Source organism: Luxibacter massiliensis, assembly GCF_900604355.1.
Lineage (GTDB): Bacteria > Bacillota > Clostridia > Lachnospirales > Lachnospiraceae > Luxibacter > Luxibacter massiliensis.
Map to the genome: position 1 here is coordinate 1,282,507 of NZ_UWOE01000001.1, position 18,273 is coordinate 1,300,779.

Here is an 18,273-nt window from a genome sequence, read left to right on the forward strand (position 1 = left end):
ATATGCAGGCTTTGTTGGCACCGCTTGCCGAATTGGCGGAATATAAAGAAATCTTCGGCGGACGTACAAAGGGGAAGGGCATTCTGCAGATTGCAGGGTGTGTCAGCTCCCAGAAAACCCATCTGATATACGCCCTCAGTGGGGGGCGTTTTTATCGTATTCTGATTTTTTCCAGTGACGAGAAGGCGAAACGGGCATATGAAGAATACAGATTCCTGGATGAAAATGTTTATCTGTATCCAGCCAGGGATCTGCTTTTTTATCATGCAGATATTAAAGGGAAGTATATCAGCAAACAGCGGATGGAAGTGATAAAGTCTATATTAGAGGCAGGGGGCACAGAGGGGGCGCCGTCTGTTAAGGGCATGACTGTCATTACTACCATGGATGCCTTTTTGGATGGGATGCCTGCATTGGAGCGGCTTAGAAGGCAGGCAATCCATATCGGCGGGGAAGATGCTGTTGACTTCGGGCAGCTTCAAAAACGCCTGGCAGCCATGGGGTATGAGAGGGAAGCGCAGATTGAGGGCCCTGGGCAGTTCGCAGTCCGGGGCGGCATATTAGACGTATTCCCGCTCACTGAGGAGCAGCCTGTAAGAATCGAACTGTGGGGGGATGAAGTTGATTCTATACGTACCTTTGATGTGGAGAGCCAGCGCTCTATAGAAAACTTAGAAGAGCTTGTGATCTATCCGGCAGCAGAGATCCGGGAAGGGGACAGTGAAAATGTCTCTTTTCTGGATTATTTTCCGCCAGAGGAAAGCCTTCTATTCCTGGATGAACCCATCCGTCTTGTGGAGCGGGCAGATGAGGCAGAAAAAGAATTTAAAAGCAGCCAGGAGAATAGGGCGGAGGCCGGCCTTACAGAGGAAGAAGCATTGGCGGTTTTTCCTGTAAAAGAAATTATTGAGAAGATGAACCAATATTCCGGGGTAGGTTTAACGACCCTGGAATCAAAGTGCGGCGGCTTTCATGTGCGGAAAACATACAGCCTCCAGACAAAGGGTGTGAACCCTTATAATAATAGCTTTGAGACTCTTACAAGAGATTTAAAGAGGCTAAAGAGGAGCGGCTACAGAGTTGTCCTGCTTTCAGGCTCAAGGACGCGGGCAAAAAGGCTGGCAGAGGATCTGCGGGATTATGACCTGAGCAGTTTTTATAGTGAGAATATGGACAGAGAGGTACAGCCGGGGGAAATTATGGCGGCCTATGGCCATGTGGCCGAGGGATATGAATACCCTATGCTGAAATTCATGGTGATATCTGAGACGGATATTTTTGGAAAGCATAAAAAGAAAAAACGGCGCAGAGTCTACGAGGGGCAGAAAATACAGAACTTTACAGACCTGAAACCAGGAGATTATGTGGTCCACGAGAATCATGGGCTTGGTATTTACCAGGGAATTGAGAAAATAGAAGTAGATAAAGTCACAAAGGATTATATGAAGATCTCCTATGCCGGAGGCGGGACTTTATATATCCTGGCCACACAGCTGGATTTGATCCAGAAATATGCAGGTGCGGATGCAAAGAAACCGAAGCTTAATAAGCTGGGAACAAGCCAGTGGACGCGGACCAAGAGCCAGGTGAGGGGGGCCGTAAAGGCTGTGGCAAAGGAACTGGTAGAACTGTATGCCACAAGGCAGGAGGCGCAAGGGTATGTCTATGAGCCGGATACGGTCTGGCAGAAGGAATTTGAGGAGATGTTTCCTTTTGAGGAGACGGATGACCAGCTCCAGGCTATTGCAGATACTAAGCGTGATATGGAAAGCAAGAAAATCATGGACCGGTTGATCTGCGGCGACGTGGGGTACGGCAAGACAGAGATCGCCATCCGGGCCGCATTCAAGGCAGTCCAGGAGGGCAAGCAGGTAGTTTATCTGGTGCCTACGACAATTTTGGCACAGCAGCATTATAATACGTTTGTGCAGCGCATGAGGGATTTTCCCGTAAGAGTGGACCTGCTCTGCAGGTTCCGTACATCCATCCAGCAGAAAAAGACAGTTGAAGACTTAAGAAAAGGACTGGTGGACATTGTGATTGGAACCCACAGGGTATTGTCGGCAGATGTGAAGTTTAAAGATCTGGGCCTGCTTGTGATTGACGAGGAGCAGCGCTTTGGGGTGACTCATAAGGAAAAAATAAAAAGACTGAAAGAGAATATAGATGTGCTGACCCTCACCGCCACACCTATACCCAGGACGCTCCACATGAGCCTGATTGGAATCCGGGACATGAGTGTGCTGGAGGAGGCCCCCATGGATAGGATGCCGATCCAGACTTATGTTATGGAATATAATGATGAAATGGTCAGGGAAGCTATTGAGAGAGAACTATCGAGGGAAGGGCAGGTATATTACGTTTACAATAGGGTCAGTGATATAGCGGATATGGCGGGGCGCATACAGCAGCTGGTGCCTGAAGCGTCAGTTTCTTATGCCCATGGGCAGATGAATGAGCGGCAGTTGGAAAATATTATGTATGACTTTATTAATGGGGACATTGACGTGCTTGTATCTACTACAATCATTGAAACCGGATTGGACATCTCCAATGTCAATACGATGATTATACAGGATGCGGACCGGATGGGGCTTTCCCAGTTATACCAGCTCAGAGGGCGGGTGGGGAGATCCAACCGGATGGCCTATGCTTTCCTCCTGTACAGGCGGGATAAGCTGCTCAAAGAAATTGCTGAGAAACGCCTTGCGGCTATCAGGGAATTTACAGATTTAGGATCTGGGTTTAAGATTGCCATGCGGGATCTGGAGATACGGGGGGCGGGCAATTTGCTTGGGGCAGAGCAGCATGGCCACATGGAAGCCGTGGGATATGACCTTTACTGTAAGATGCTCAATGAGGCTGTGAAGCAGCTCAAAGGCGAGATGGAGGAAGATATATATACAACGGCCATGGATTTGAATATTGACGCCTATATACCGGAATCATATATCCCCAATGAATACCAGAAGCTGGATATTTACAAACGGATTGCCAGCATTGAAAATGAAGAGGAAATGGACGATATGGTCGAGGAGCTGATAGACCGGTTTGGGGATATTCCCAGGAAGGTACAGCAGCTTTTAAATATTGCAGGGTTAAAAGCCCTGGCCCATGAGGCCTATGTCACGGCAGTGGAGCAAAAGGACAGTGCATACCGGTTTACGATGTATGAGAAGGCAAAGGTGCAGCCGGAGAAGATACCAGGCCTTCTAAAGGCATATGGGGGGAATCTTACGTTCAGGGCAGAGACACCGCCCTATTTTCTGTATGAGAAGAGAGGCAGGAATAAAAAGGACAAGGATGAGGATATTATTGAAGTCGTGAGAAAGGTTTTGAACGATATAAAAGGCATACAAGGGCCATGACAGGCATTTGCAGCGGATTGCCACAATGGAAGTCAAGAGTGGCAAGTTATTGCAGCCTGGCCATTACTTTCCAGCAGCCATAGCCGATATATAATATAGGGGATTCTATCCCTGAATATGAAGAAAGGAGGTAATCATATGGCAATTAATGGTATTGGTTCCGGTATGGGCGGATATTTTGATTACTATGCAACTCTCAGCCAGTACCGTCTTCAGAATGCCCTTGCACAGAATCCCAAGTTTAACAGCAGCATCACGCCTGTAAGTTCGGTATCAAGCAATGGCTCCTCGTTTAAGAGTGACAGCATGGATTTTCTAAAGTCATACAATTCTTCCATGTCTAACTTGCTGACCACGGCTAACAGCCTGAAAAATGTAAACTCTAAAACAACACTCAATGATTTTGAGGTGACAAGTTCAGACAATGCAGTGGCAAGTGTCTCCGAGCATTACCAGATGCGCGAGGCTAAGAAGATGGAACTCAATGTAGAGCAGTTGGCAGCAGCCCAGCAGAATGTCAGCACAGGCATCAGCGGGGGAGCAGCGGCTTCTTCGGACATGAGTTTCAGTGTCAGGGGCAGCAGCGGCACTGCGGATGTGCAGGTGAGCATGTACGGTGAGGACGGCGCTGTCAAGACAAACAAACAAATGCTGGAGGAGGCGGCAAGCCAGATTAACAGCAGCAAATCAGGAGTATCGGCTTCAGTTGTGACTAAGGATGGCATTTCTTCCCTTGAGCTGACAAGCAGTGACACTGGTACAAACAGCACATTTACAGTATCCGGTGAACTAGGGGCGGCAGCAGGACTTGACAAAGTGAGCGCTGAGGCCCAGAATGCTGTATATACTGTCACAGAGAATGGGCAGGAGAGAAAGTATTCTTCCCAGAGCAATGATGTGCGTCTGGATTATGGAAGGATTGACGCTACTCTGAAGCAGGAAGGCACTACAGAAATATCTTCAGCTGTCAGTGACGAGAAGATTATTTCAAGAGTTTCTGACATGGTGGACAGCTACAACAGCTCCCTGAAGATGCTCAATGACAATGCTGACCATGGAAGCGGAGTCATGAGGCAGCTTCGGAGTTTTGCGATGGATGTGGCTGGCAGCACAGATATGGAGCAGGCCGGCATCTCCACAAACAAAGACGGTACCCTTTCTCTTGATAAAGAGAAGCTTGCCAAGTCCTTAAAGGAAGATCCAGATTTGACGCTGGATATCCTGTCGGGAAATAATGGTATCGCACAGACTGTGTTCAACAGAGCCAGCAGTGCAATGCGTTCCAGCGCCTCCAGCCTCTTGAGCAATGATCTCGCACAGGTAGACCAGATGCAGTATACAGACCCATTCAGTTTTATGAATATGTATTCAAAAAATGGGGCTAAGAATCTGAATAATTATTATGCCCTTGGCATGATGATGAATTATCTGGTCTAGCAAAGGGGGCATATGTCCAGGAGAAGGACTTCAATAAAGCGGTACATACCGTGGAAAAGACACAGAACATGGCCGGCAAAATGCCGGCCATGTTCTGTGTCTTTTCTATAGGGATATGACCCCCATAGAAAAGGCCTGTTTTTCTATAACCATTTTTAAGGCCTGTTTTTTTAATGGCTGCAAAAGGAGGGCCTGCTTGTTTTACGGAATTTTCCTTTAGGGTCTTGTCTGGACAGGGAAAACGGGATATAATAAATAAGTTAAAATGTACGTAGGAGGATGTTATGGGACAGTTTAGGAAAAGAATGGCGGCAGCGGCGGCAGGCATAATCGCGGCAGTGGCTTTGGCAGGGTGCAGCCATTCTATGGATAATGACGCTGTAGTTGCAGAAGTAGGAGGGGAGAAGATTTCACTGGGGATTGCCAACTTCTATGCAAGGCTGCAGCAGGCACAATTTGAGACATACTATGCAGGACTGATGGGTAAGACTGGCGAAGAGATGTGGGCGGAAGAAGATGGCGATGGTGTTACCTATGAGGAGACAACAAAGAAAACCATACTGGAAGAGCTGGAAAATATTTATATGATTAAGCAGCATGCTGCAGACTATGGGGTGGAGCTGTCCGAGGACGACAAGGCGGCCATCGACAAGGCGGCCAATTCGTTTGTAGAGGATAACACGCTGGAGGATAAAGAGGCAGTATCCGGCTACGAGAAGGTTGTCAAGGAGTTCCTGGAGTTGGCCACTATCCAGAACCGCATGGATAAGAAGATGAAGGAAGGCGTGGATGAGGAAGTGTCTGATGAGGAGGTGGCTCAGAAGAGTATGCAGTATGTCCTTTTTTCTTATACAAAGACAGATGAAGAAGGAAATTCTGAGGAAATGACGGATGAGGAGAAAGAAGCCTTGAAAGGATCAGCTAAAGAATTTGCCGATAGCCTGAAGAACAGCGAGGGCCATGATCTAGAGGCTGCGGCAGGCGAAGCGGGTTTGGAAGTACAGACAGCCACATTTGATTCCGAGTCCACTTCCCCCACGGAGGATCTGGTCAAGGCGGCGGATGCCCTTGAGAATGAAGGGGATGTGACTGACATTGTGGAGGCAAATACAGGCATTTATGTGGCAAAGCTGACGAGTAAGCTGGACCGTGAAGCAACTGATGCAAAGAAAGAATCCATAGTGGAGGAGCGCAGGAATGAGCAGTATGATTCCTTAGTAGAGCAGTGGAGAGAAGAGACGGATATAAAGGAACACAAGAAAGTATGGAAAAAAGTCAGCTTCCAGGACCAGGGCGTTACAATCAAGCAGAGCGAAGAAGAGTACACGGACACTCCCAAAGATGAGTCAAATTAGGAATAAAAAGCTTGAAATCAGTGCCTGTAAATGATAGAATACTATCAGTTCGTGAGGGAGTAGTTGGCGTGTAATGAGGATGCGTGGTAAGTCAACATACTGGCTGAGAGGTCTGGCTTATCTTAATTAATGAGACTCATGTACAGTTTTGTGCTGTACATGAGTCTTTTTGTCTCACCAGGAAGAGGAGTTCTTTGAATCAAAAAGCTCTGCCAGGGGGCGTTTGCATTGGCCATATTTAATACATTATATTGCGGCTATACACACTCAGGGCAACTTGTACACAGGAGGAAATATAAAATGGGTATTATAGAATTATTGTTACTGGCAATTGGCTTGTCCATGGACGCTTTTGCCGTATCTGTCTGTAAGGGACTTGCAATGCCTAAAATAACCTTAGGAAAAGCCTTGACTGCGGGAATATGGTTTGGAGGCTTCCAGGCGCTGATGCCTCTGGCCGGTTATTTTTTGGGGATACAGTTTAAGGACAAGATTACTGCGGTGGATCACTGGATAGCTTTTGTCCTTCTTGGGGTAATTGGAATCAATATGATCAAGGAGGCCGTGTCGGGAGAATGTGATAATGGGGATGGTTCTCTGGACTTTCGGACAATGTTTGTGCTGGCTGTGGCCACCAGCATTGACGCTCTTGCCGTAGGAATTACATTTGCTTTTCTCCATGTGGATATTGTCCCTGCGGTTTCCTTTATTGGGATTACTACCTTTACTTTATCGGCTTTGGGTGTAAAAGTGGGGAATATATTTGGAACCAGGTATAAAGCAAAAGCTGAACTTGTGGGAGGTATTATTTTAGTTTTGCTGGGCATTAAAATATTAATTGAGCATCTCACTGGGGTTTGATGGCTCTTGCCGGCTTTCCTGGCTGTGCAGGCCTAAGGTTTCAATGCAAACGCCTAAGCCTGCTTCTTTGTGGCCTGCACACCCGGGAAAGTAATCTGTTGTCAGGAATTTAAGCTGTTTAAGTGGAAACTTTCCAGCTCCTCCCTGGCCACATATAAGGTTTTGTCCCTGCGGGTCCTTATGGTCCATTTAACCAGTTTTAATATAAAATTTTCTATCTCAATACAGGTAATGCATCTGGGATGGACACAGCTTCCTGTATTAAAATAAGGGGCGGATGCGTTTCCCGCCATAGGGCGGTGTGTATGCCCGGTAATGAGTAATTTTTGTTCTTTTGCGGCCCAGTCTGTGAGCCGTTTTTCTGTTTTTTTCTTTTTTGTATAATTCTTTGCGGCGCTGGTAGGATCAGATATACCCAACCCTTCCAGAGGCTTCCAGATATATCTGACAAGGAACGCTGCTATGGGAGCCAGCACGCTGTTCAAAAAGTCGGCCTGATGGCCATGTGTCAGATAGATATCCTTTCCCGTTTCCTGATTTTTCAATATAAGTCCCTGCAAATAGCAGCTGTCAGGGAAAAGGGGCGCTTTCTCTTCCTGCCCGCTGATGTGGTATATGCTGCAGTGCTTTTTGCAATAGCCACAGCGTCTTTTGCTTAGGTCGTGGTTTCCGTAAAGCATATAAAGCTTGTTTTCATCCCGGAATTTTGTGAGCAGCCAGAATACATTGCTGTGAATATCTATGATTTTCGACAAGGAGGGGTTCTCCCAGAGTTCATCCCCATCGCCTAGCTCTATATACGTAAAGCCATGCTCATAATAGTGGTTTAGCGCTGCAAAATATACGTTTTGGTTTTTTAGAAAATTATCGTTGTGGTTCCCTGTACCTCTGTGGCAGTCACTGAAAAGTACGATCAAGGAGTCTGGACCTAATGGAATCTGGGGCGCGTCTCTAAATGCATTGGAAATCCGTCTGTACCAGCTCATCTGCGTCTCTTCCTGTGCTTTTTAAATGTGCGCATACAGAGTGTCCTCCTGAAAATAAAAGGAAGGAAATAGTATAGATAGAGCAGGCGGTCTAAAGTACTGCAAAATGGCCTTGTGACCCAGAGATAGAGCCTGCAGAAAATTCTTGTTTTCCAGAGAACATATTTTTTGTAAAAGCTGCCGGAGAGTATGGATAAATGGCGGGGAATAAAAAGGCAGAACTGAACCGTATTATGGCATACACATATATCGCAGCTTTTGTAACCCCGGTCATATAGGGAACGGAGGAAAGAGTCGCACATTTCAGAATCTGGGAACGTAATGGATACATCCAAGTGTAACTGCTCGGGAGGCGTGCATAGGCCTGTTATAAAGCCTGCCAGCCACCAATGGGTCTGTGAAATACAGAAAAGGGCACCTTCGCGGTCGCCCAAGTGGAGTGTTAAGGGCAGCATTTCCTCCGGCCCTGCGGCCTGGAATATGGTCTGCCTGCGCAGAGCCGGGGGAATAATCGAGTCTGCATGGTAAATGCCGGCCTCTGCGCCTGTATTGATTCCATACTGGCCCTTCCAAAATTCCATTAGCCAGGTCTTTCCCTGATAATTAAAGTAAACTGGTTCATGGTCAAAGACCATGTTCATAGAGAGGGCGGCAGTATTATAAAATTCACTATACCCAAATTCCCTCTGCCAGGCATCCGTCCTGGTGGTAAATATATCTTGGTCGTTCTGGTAGCAAAACCCAAAGGGTTCGGCAAGCTCATTGATCAGACAGCACTTCTCTTCACATGGCATCTCACAGACCTTGCGTATAATGCACTTTTTCCTGTGATGATTTAACAAAACAAACAGCATACATAATAAAATAAAAAGAGATAATATAATATACATATTTAAGATCCTATGGTTTATTCTTCTTATTACTATATGCACGAACCGGCAAAATGCTGTGAATACCATAGAAGGAAAAGGTGCAGACAGGAAAAGGATGGGTTTTAAATAAGTGAGGGGCAGAGAAAAGCAGGGGCAGCGCCTGTATTATAGAAAGGCTTTAGGCTGCTCCCTGCAGAAGCTATAATAGTGGCATATAGGGGCATTCTCAGCCGGGGATAATCTGCCTGCATAGGAATGCCTTAGTGGCCTTAAATATATTCTAATTTTTCGAAATAATGCATAAGAATATCTGCACAGTTTTCCACCCCAAGTTCTGAGGTATCCAGTATCATATGGTAATCATTTACATCACCCCAGGACTTACCAGTATGGGTGTAGTAGTAAGCTGCGCGCTCCTTGTCAGTGGATTCTACTTTATCCGCTGCCTCCTCATAGGTCAGGGACTCCAGGGCCATGATCCTATGAATACGGTCCTCTTTGTCTGCGCAGACAAAAATATTGAGTACGTTTAGCCTGTCCCTGAGGATATCGGAGGCACACCGTCCCAGTATGATGCAGGGGCTGCCGGCAAGTCCGCGGATCGCCTCTGCTTCAGTATCATATTGGTGGTCATTGATTTTCTGCTCAATGCAGGCTTTATCATAGACCGGGATATTGAGTCTTTCTGCAAGTTCTTTCGCTATCATACTTGCACCAGTACCAAAGCGGCGGCTCATTGTAATTACCAGTTTCATATGGGTTCCTCCTTTGTGCATGCCTGTAGAATGGATGTGCTTACATAGATTTAATTTTGTGAAGAATGCTCTTGCTCCCATACGGTATCAAGGACAGAGCAGGATTCTTTCCTAATTATATCACTAATAATATATATGTAAAAGACTTATTTATAAAACACTGGTTCTAGTGGAAACATAGGTTCCCTGCACCGGCTGGGGCAGTGGATGGATAATGGGAATACCCTGGCATAAAGTGGCCGCCTTACTCGGCCAGGCCTAAATTAAACAACAGAGAATGTAATAATATGCATTTATAATGGAACGAAGATACTTTTGAAGTGGTTGCGAAATTTAGCGAAAAATGCTATTATATTTTGGTATGTAGACACGGATACTAAAATAATAAGAACAGTGGCTGCAGGGATATTGTTGTCATACAGTCCCTCAGGGGGCAGGTTCGGGGCGCCAGCTTCGAATGAGCAGATAGATGGAAAGATAACTTATGGAAGGGGCATACTAGATGAGCCAAAAAAAAATGAGTCCAAGTGAACGTGAGGCATATAAAAAGGAGCAGGCCAGAAGGCGCAGGATGATAGAGGAGCAGCAGAGGAGGACAGTCAATGGTAATCCAGCCAAGACAGTGGCAGGAGGCGGCTCCAGGAAAGATAACCGAGGGTACGGCGGCGGAAACCGGAAACCAGTGAAGAAAAAGAATGCTTCTAATAAAGTGAGCAAGAACGTAGGATTAGCCTTGTGCACAATCCAGCTTATTGCTACGCTGGTATTTGTGGTTGCTTTATTTGTTTTAAATATGCTGCCCATGAAATATCTGAGCATAATTATTGGCGTACTTGTGTTGCTTTGGGTAGTCCCACTGGCCAGCCAGCTCATATCGAAAAAGAAGGCTATTGCGGGGAAGGTGTTCAGTGTCTTTATGTCTGTCATCCTGGCGCTTGGCTCTTTTTATATTTTTAAGACAAATGGCATGGTTAAAAACATAAGCGGCGGAAATACAAAAGTGGATAAAATGGTTGTAGCTGTGCTTGCGGACGACCCGGCCAATGCCATCCAGGATGCTGCGGGATATACGTTTGGCGTGCAGTATGCGATGAAGGGGGATGACGTAAAGGAAACTGTCGATGCTATCGGCCAGGAATTGGGACAGGACATTTCCACTGCGGAGTACGAAAGCCTCCATGGCCAGGCGACAGCTTTCCACGATGGGGAGGTACAGGCCATTATTTACAATGATGCTTACACCTCCATTTTAGAAGAAGCTTTTGAAGGCTATAGTGATAATGTAAAAATCATTTATTCACATGAAATCACAAGCAAGCTGGACAATGAAGCGGCCCATGTAAATGTGGATGACGATACATTTACAGTGTATATAAGCGGTATAGATGTGTACGGGGCAATTGAGACCAACAGCCGCAGCGACGTCAATATTATGGCGGTTGTAAATCCGAATACCCACCAGGTACTCCTGGTGACAACGCCAAGGGATTTCTATGTGGAGATCCCGGGGATCAGCGGCGGCCAGAAAGATAAGCTGACACACGCGGGCATCTATGGAGTGGACGCCTCTATGGCTACACTGGAACAGTTGTATGACACAGAGATTGATTTTTATGCAAGGGTGAATTTTACATCTTTAGTACAGATGGTAGACGCCCTTGGCGGTGTGGATGTTATTTCCGAGCAGTCATTTACAACAAGCTCTGACACGGGGGCCGTAGTCAATGTGGCCCAGGGGGAGAATCATTTCAACGGGCAGGAGGCCCTTGCTTTCTCACGTGAGAGGATGAATGTGGACGGGGGCGACTTCCAGAGAGGGAAGAACCAGCAGGCTGTGATCACTGCTATGATTAAAAAGGCAATATCACCTGCTATCCTGACTGGAGCCAACGGCCTCTTAAGCAGTGTCAGCGGAAATGTGGATACGAATATGTCCCAGGATCAGATCCAGGAACTGATAAAGGGGCAGCTTTCCGGCGGAAGCGCATGGAACATTAAATCTATGGCTGCAGAGGGGACTGGAGACGAACAATATTGTTATTCTGCGGCGGGTTCCCTGCTTTATGTGACGCAGCCTGACCAAAATTCTATCACAGCAATCAAACAGGCTATTGACGCCGTTGAAAATGGAGAAATCCTGCCTGACTCAGAGGTGGCTCAGTAAAAAGAGAATAGAAAGATACCAAGGAAGGGCAATATGAAAAAGATATTAAAGAAGTGGGATCTCTCGCTTATTTATAAAGTACTGCTTGTATTTCTGGATATAATATTTATTAATATAAGCTCATTTTTGGCATTGTGGGTCCGGTTTAATATGCATATTAGTGAGATACCCCCTGAATATGCAGCCTCTGTCTTGGAGGTGGCCTGGGCAAATACAGCGGTGACAGTGCTGGTGTTTGCTGTCTGCCGGCTGTACACAAGCCTCTGGCGGTTTGCCAGTATTAAAGAGCTGATTTATATCATCGAAGCCTGCGGCATATCTATTTTGTTCAATGTGCTGGCTTATTACCTGACATACAGGGAAATCTACAGGAGTTATTTTATCCTATATGCCACTGCTTTATTTTTACTGACTTGTGTGGGCCGGTTTTCATACCGCCTCATGCGCCTTTTATATAGAGGGAATATCCATGGGCGGCATGTGCGCAATACGATGATAATCGGGGCCGGGGAAGCCTGTAATGTGGTAATGAAGGAGCTGGAGCTTAGTACTGAGCTGGATGCAAAAATCTGCTGTGTAATAGATGATAACCCGAGAAAGCATGGAACCTATATCCATGGGGTAAAAGTAGTGGGCGGGAGGAATGATATTTTAAGGGCCGTAGAAAAGTACGGCATTAATGAAATTATTGTGGCAATACCAAGCGCAGATAAAAGGGAGCGGCAGAAGATACTGGAAATCTGCCAGAAAATACCGGACTGTGAGATGAAGATCCTCCCTGGCGTTTACCAGCTTGTAAATGGCGAGGTCAGTGTCTCCAAGCTGCGCAATGTGGAGATTGAGGACTTGCTTGGCAGGGACCCAATTCAGATTACCACAGAGACAATCGGCAGATATGTATCGGATAAGGTGGTGCTTGTAACCGGAGGCGGCGGAAGCATAGGAAGTGAGCTATGCCGTCAGATTGCCGCCAATGGTGTGAGGCAGCTTATTATTTTTGATATATATGAGAACAATGCGTATGATATCCAGCAGGAGTTAAAGGGCAAATACCCCAACCTGGATCTTGTGGTGCTGATCGGATCTGTGAGGAATGGCCGTAAGGTAAACAGTGTATTTGCCAAATACCGTCCAGATATTGTGTATCATGCCGCGGCCCACAAACATGTCCCCCTGATGGAGGACAGTCCCAATGAGGCCATCAAAAATAATGTATTTGGCACGTATAAAGTGGCCCTGGCTTCGGACCGGTACCATGTGGAAAAATTTGTCCTGATATCTACGGACAAGGCAGTGAACCCTACCAATATCATGGGCGCCTCAAAACGGATGTGCGAGATGATTATACAGGTCTTTAACAGTAGGTCTGACACGGAGTATGTGGCTGTAAGGTTTGGCAATGTGCTTGGAAGCAATGGGAGCGTAATCCCACTGTTCAAGAAACAGATTGAGGCAGGAGGGCCAGTCACTGTCACACACCCTGACATTATACGTTACTTTATGACTATCCCCGAGGCTGTGTCCCTGGTCCTTCAGGCAGGCGCCAGTGCCAGGGGAGGGGAGATTTTTGTGCTGGATATGGGACAGCCTGTGAAGATTGTAGATCTGGCAAAAAATTTAATCCGACTGTCAGGATATACACTGGGGGTGGATATTGAAATCAGATATACAGGCCTGCGCCCAGGGGAGAAGTTGTACGAAGAACTTCTTATGGCAGAAGAGGGGCTGGAGAGCACTGAAAATGAAAAAATCCACATTGGTAAGCCTATAGAATTTGATGAAGATGAATTCTTAAGGGATTTGGAGGATTTGTACAGAGAAGCTTACGCTGAGACGGATCATATGAAAAATATTGTCCATAAGATTGTGCCCACCTATCATCTGCGGGAAGCGGATATAATCAGAGATCAGCAGATACAGGCCGGATGGAAGCGGGAATTTGAGGATACCCGGTCAAAACTGCCCAGCGGTTTTTTAAACAGAGGCATCGCAGATTCTGATATAGAGGCAGAAGTTACAGGGAAGGCGGCAGAGATAAAGGCTGCCGAACGGAAAGGTCAAGAGAATTAAGAAAGAGAGAGCGATTATGATGAATATTTCATTTTCTCCCCCTGATATCACAGAAGAGGAAATTGCGGAAGTTGCGGAGGCGCTTAGGAGTGGATGGATCACGACAGGACCCCGCACAAAGGAGTTTGAAAAGAGGATTGCCGGATACTGCGGAACCGGGAAGGCAGTGTGCCTTAATTCTGCCACAGCCTGCCTGGAGATGACTCTGCGTGTTATGGGCATAGGCCCTGGGGATGAAGTGATTACCACGGCCTACACATACTCTGCTTCGGCAAGCTGTATCTGCCATGTGGGGGCGGTGCCTGTTCTGGTAGATACCCTTCCTGGTTCTTTTGAGATGGATCCCCAGAAAGTAAGTGAAGCTGTCACTGAGAAAACAAAGGCTGTCATTTGCGTGGATTTGGCGGGGATTATATACAGCCATTATGATGAAATTTTTCAGATTGCTCGGGAAAAGAGCAGTCTTTTCAGACCTGCAAATGAGCGCCAGGAGGCTTTCGGGAGGATTCTGGTCATCTCAGATGCAGCCCACGCCCTGGGCGCGGAGGCAGGGAAAAAGAGGTGCGGCACAATCGCAGACTTTACCTGTTTTTCCTTCCATGCGGTGAAGAATCTGACCACAGCCGAAGGCGGGGCGGTGACTTGGTCCGAAGCTGTGGCTGGGGCAGGAATAGACGAGGAAGTGCTATATAAAGAATATATGCTCTTATCTCTGCATGGACAGTCAAAGGACGCCCTGGCAAAGACGCAAGCCGGCGCCTGGGAATATGATATTGTGGCGCCATATTATAAGTGCAATATGACAGACATAACGGCGGCATTAGGCCTCGTCCAGCTTAAGAGATATCCAGGGATACTCAGGAGAAGAAAAGAGCTCATCCATATGTATGAGGAAAGGCTGGGGCAGGAGGGCGTCCAGGTGCTAAAACACTATGGAAAGGATCACACATCCAGCGGCCATCTATATCTTGTACGTCTGCTTGACAAAAACAGAGAGGAATGTAACAATATCATTACACAGATGGCAGAGAGGGGCATAGCAACTAATGTACACTATAAACCTCTGCCCCTCATGACAGCATATAAAAATATGGGGTATGACATAAAAGATTATCCCCATGCGTCTGCGCAGTTTGAAAATGAGATCACATTGCCGCTGCACACTTGCCTGACAGATGAAGAGGCGATGTATGTGGCAGATACATTCCGGGAACTACTATAGTATATCTTTGGGCGCCCTGCAAAAGGGGCCTATAAGGATCCAGGGACTTGAGCCAGAGCGGGATGTCCCTGTAGGAGGAATGCCAGAAATACAGGAGAGAAAGGCAGAGATGTTATCTGTCAGGAGCCAAATATGATACGACAATGGGAAACACTACCAGATTATATGCAGAATATATATGTAAAGCCTTATTATGAAAGCCTTACCATGAAAAAGTCCGGACTGCGTTTAAAACGAGCCATGGATTTGTTTCTTGCGCTTATTTTGGCGATTGTCCTGTCACCGGTCATGGCAGGTGTCGCATTGTGGATAAAATTGGACAGCAGAGGCCCTGTATTTTACAGACAGGAGCGAATTACGCGATATGGGAAACCATATCGTATTTTCAAGTTTCGGACAATGGTGGCAGATGCAGACAGGCGGGGGCCCCTTGTCACAGAGAAGCAGGACAGCCGTATAACAAGAGCTGGAAAGTTTCTCAGAAAATGCCGTTTAGACGAGATTCCCCAATTGCTTAATGTGATTGCGGGGGATATGTCTTTTGTGGGCACAAGGCCTGAGGTGGGGAAATATGTGGGCCAGTATGAAGAGGAGATGTATGCCACCTTATTGCTGCCGGCAGGGATTACTTCTCGGACAAGCATTATTTTTAAAGATGAGGACGTCCTGATGGAAAAATATTTACAAGAGACAAAAAAGACCGTGGATGAGGTGTATGTGGAGTATATCCTTCCCGTAAAAATGACATACAATCTGCAGTACTTAAGGGACTTTAGCTTTTGGGGCGATATAAAGGTCATGTTGGACACTGTATTTGCAGTAATCAGGTAGAGGAGGGAAAGTACATGAGAAAAATAGCAGTCATCACGATGGGAGTCAGGCTGGAGGGTGAAAAAGGATATACACGTTTCCGCTATCTCTGTGAATTTTTGACAGACGCAGGCTATCAGGTAGATCTGATTACCACCACATTCCAGCATTGGGAAAAGGCCCAGCGTAATATAGGAAAGATAAAGCAGGAAAATTATACGTTTGGCCTTAAATTCATTTATGAGCCAGGATATAAGAAAAATGTGGATCTAAAGAGAATCCTGAGCCACCGTACCGCGGCAAAGAATTTGGCGGCCCTTCTTGAACAGGAGGGGGACTATGATCTTTTGTATGCGGAGATCCCCCCAAATGATGTGGCCTATGCCGCCGCTGCATATGCCAGGAGAAAGGGCATCCCCTTTGTGGCAGATGTGAATGATTTGTGGCCGGAGGCTATGAGGATGGTTTTGGATATACCGGTTGTCAGTTCTGTGCTGTTCTACCCTCTTAAGAGGGATGCGGAGAAGGTATATTCTCTTGTATCCGGCGTGGTAGGCACCTCGGACGAATACAGGGACAGGCCTTTTAAGAACCAGAGGAGAGATGTGCCCAAGGCCACAGTGTATGTGGGAAATGAGATTACTGTCTTTGACGAGGGCGCAAAGAAAAATGAGGCCGCAGTGATTAAGGGCCCGGAAGAGTTCTGGGTAACTTATGCGGGAACCATTGGGACAAGCTATGATATACGGACAATGGTTCTGGCGGCTGAGGAGCTGGTAAAAAGAGGCCACAGCAATATAAAGATGAAAATATTGGGCGGCGGGCCCATGAAGGATGAATTAGAGGCCCTTGCCCGGGATAAAAAAATTAAGAACGTAGAATTTGCAGGGTATGCACCTTATGATAAGATGGCAGCTTATTTAAAAAAATCAGATATTCTCGTCAATTCCTTCGTGAAGAAAGCCCCCCAGAGCATTGTGACAAAAATAGGCGATTATCTGGCTGCGGGCAAACCCATGATCAATACATGCATGAGTCCGGAATTCAGAAAGAAAGTAGAGCAGGATGGATTTGGCGTGAATATTATGCCGGAGGATACCAGCATTCTTGCAGACGCCATTGAGGACCTGTACAAAAATGAGGAGAAACGTCTTGCCATGGGGAGAAAGGCAAGGCAGATTGCCAAAGAGCAGTTTGACAGGCCAAGGTCCTATCAGAAGATTGAAGAACTAATCAGATTATTGATCGATAAAAATCAGTCCCGCGGGACGGTGGAGCAGAAAAGATGAGCAGAGAAAGTATGAAGCCTTATTTCAGTATAGTCATGCCTGTGTACGGGGTGGAGCAATACATTTCCCGTGCCATAAGCAGCGTGCAGGAACAGACTTTTGAGGCATGGGAAATTATTTTGGTAGATGATTGTTCTCCTGACAAGAGCGCCGCAGTTGCTGAGGAGTTTGCCAGAGATGACCAAAGGATCAGGATTGTATCCCATAAAGAGAACAAGGGGCTCAGCGGTGCACGCAATACAGGGATCCAGGAGGCGAAGGGCGCATATATTTGGTTTATGGATCCAGACGATTATGTGGACGGGGACTTGTTAGAGAGAGTAAAATTGTCCTTGGAGGAGAATCCGGCTGAGGCAGTATTATTTGGCCTGGTGGAAGAGTACTATGGGCGGGATGGAGATCTTGAATATACCCATTCTATCTGCCCAAAGGAAGTGTTATACCAGGATCAGGCAGAACTGAGAAAAGCGGTTATTTCCCTGGAACAGCAGACACTTTACGGATATGCCTGGAATAAAATATATAATCTGGAATATCTTAAAGAACGCCGCCTGGCCTATGAGGATGTTAAGCTGATTGAGGATATTCTCTTTAACGTCAAATATTTTATGGATATTGAGAGGCTGAATGTGCTGGGATTTACACCCTATCACTATGGGAAGCGGATGAACGCCAGCCTGACTAATAAATTTGTGCCTGAATATTTCCGGCTGCACAGGCAAAGGATTGAAATGCTGTTTGACCAGTACTCATACTGGAACTTGTGTACATCTGAGGTGCGTCAGGTACTGGGGAGCCTGTATGGAAGATATATTTTGTCTGCCCTGGAAAGGAATTGCGACAGGCGCTCGGGCATGTCCCATGTGGATAGATACAGGTGGTGCAGGGCCTTATTCTGCCAGGGGTTGTTTAATGAACTGATTCCCTGTGCAAAAGCCAGGGACAGCAAGGCTCTGTCCATTGCTTTGGTGTTCCTGAGATGGAAAAAGACAATCCTATGCCTAGCTATGGGCCGGGGCGTGCATATTGTCAGAGGCGCAGTCCCTATGTTGTATTCAAGAGTAAAATCTGGGAGATAGCAGTA

The 18,273-nt window shown here is 46.6% G+C and carries 13 protein-coding genes; 10 read left to right on the forward strand and 3 right to left on the reverse strand.

Features of this window, described 5'->3' with window-relative positions; genetic code table 11:
• Positions 1-2: 2 nt before the first annotated feature.
• The 4 genes from mfd (at position 3) to EFA47_RS05970 (ending at position 7,021) form a co-directional block, all read left to right on the forward strand.
• Positions 3-3,368, forward strand: coding sequence for a transcription-repair coupling factor (mfd, locus tag EFA47_RS05955; protein WP_122642431.1), 3,366 nt, complete (start codon positions 3-5; stop codon positions 3,366-3,368).
• Between the two features lie 138 nt (positions 3,369-3,506).
• On the forward strand, positions 3,507-4,805 hold the full coding sequence (fliD, locus tag EFA47_RS05960) for a flagellar filament capping protein FliD (protein ID WP_164689931.1): 1,299 nt from the start codon (positions 3,507-3,509) through the stop codon (positions 4,803-4,805).
• A 284-nt stretch (positions 4,806-5,089) separates the two neighbouring features.
• On the forward strand, positions 5,090-6,160 hold the full coding sequence (locus EFA47_RS05965; protein WP_122642433.1) for a peptidyl-prolyl cis-trans isomerase: 1,071 nt from the start codon (positions 5,090-5,092) through the stop codon (positions 6,158-6,160).
• A 300-nt stretch (positions 6,161-6,460) separates the two neighbouring features.
• Complete coding sequence (locus tag EFA47_RS05970) at positions 6,461-7,021, forward strand: manganese efflux pump MntP (protein WP_122642434.1); 561 nt, start codon at positions 6,461-6,463, stop codon at positions 7,019-7,021.
• Positions 7,022-7,122: 101 nt separating this feature from the next.
• On the opposite strand, the gene EFA47_RS05975 is transcribed toward EFA47_RS05970, so the two are convergent.
• The 3 genes from EFA47_RS05975 to EFA47_RS05985 all read right to left on the reverse strand — a co-directional run bounded on the left by EFA47_RS05975 (position 7,123) and on the right by EFA47_RS05985 (position 9,634).
• Positions 7,123-8,007 (reverse strand): metallophosphoesterase, encoded by an 885-nt coding sequence (locus EFA47_RS05975; protein ID WP_122642435.1) that lies wholly within the window; start codon positions 8,005-8,007, stop codon positions 7,123-7,125.
• Positions 8,004-8,897 carry a DUF4474 domain-containing protein gene (locus tag EFA47_RS05980; protein ID WP_122642436.1) on the reverse strand — a complete coding sequence of 298 codons (894 nt, stop codon included), beginning with the start codon at positions 8,895-8,897 and terminating at the stop codon, positions 8,004-8,006. The genes EFA47_RS05975 and EFA47_RS05980 overlap by 4 nt, the downstream gene beginning before the upstream one ends.
• Before the next feature lie 251 nt (positions 8,898-9,148).
• Positions 9,149-9,634, reverse strand: coding sequence for a cytidylate kinase-like family protein (locus tag EFA47_RS05985; protein WP_122642437.1), 486 nt, complete (start codon positions 9,632-9,634; stop codon positions 9,149-9,151).
• A 502-nt stretch (positions 9,635-10,136) separates the two neighbouring features.
• On the opposite strand from EFA47_RS05985, the gene EFA47_RS05990 reads away from it, so the two are divergent.
• The 6 genes from EFA47_RS05990 (at position 10,137) to EFA47_RS06015 (ending at position 18,268) form a co-directional block, all read left to right on the forward strand.
• Positions 10,137-11,798: an LCP family protein gene (locus EFA47_RS05990; protein ID WP_122642438.1), complete on the forward strand. Its 1,662-nt coding sequence runs from the start codon at positions 10,137-10,139 to the stop codon at positions 11,796-11,798.
• A 33-nt stretch (positions 11,799-11,831) separates the two neighbouring features.
• A complete protein-coding gene (locus EFA47_RS05995; protein ID WP_122642439.1) occupies positions 11,832-13,868 on the forward strand; it encodes a polysaccharide biosynthesis protein in 2,037 nt (678 codons plus the stop codon).
• 19 nt (positions 13,869-13,887) lie between these two features.
• Complete coding sequence (locus EFA47_RS06000; RefSeq protein ID WP_122644425.1) at positions 13,888-15,090, forward strand: DegT/DnrJ/EryC1/StrS family aminotransferase; 1,203 nt, start codon at positions 13,888-13,890, stop codon at positions 15,088-15,090.
• 132 nt (positions 15,091-15,222) lie between these two features.
• Positions 15,223-15,921: a sugar transferase gene (locus tag EFA47_RS06005; protein ID WP_122642440.1), complete on the forward strand. Its 699-nt coding sequence runs from the start codon at positions 15,223-15,225 to the stop codon at positions 15,919-15,921.
• 14 nt (positions 15,922-15,935) lie between these two features.
• Positions 15,936-17,189: a glycosyltransferase family 4 protein gene (locus EFA47_RS06010; protein ID WP_122642441.1), complete on the forward strand. Its 1,254-nt coding sequence runs from the start codon at positions 15,936-15,938 to the stop codon at positions 17,187-17,189.
• Positions 17,186-18,268, forward strand: a complete 1,083-nt coding sequence (locus EFA47_RS06015; protein WP_235853225.1) for a glycosyltransferase family 2 protein — start codon at positions 17,186-17,188, stop codon at positions 18,266-18,268. The genes EFA47_RS06010 and EFA47_RS06015 overlap by 4 nt, the downstream gene beginning before the upstream one ends.
• Positions 18,269-18,273: the final 5 nt, after the last annotated feature.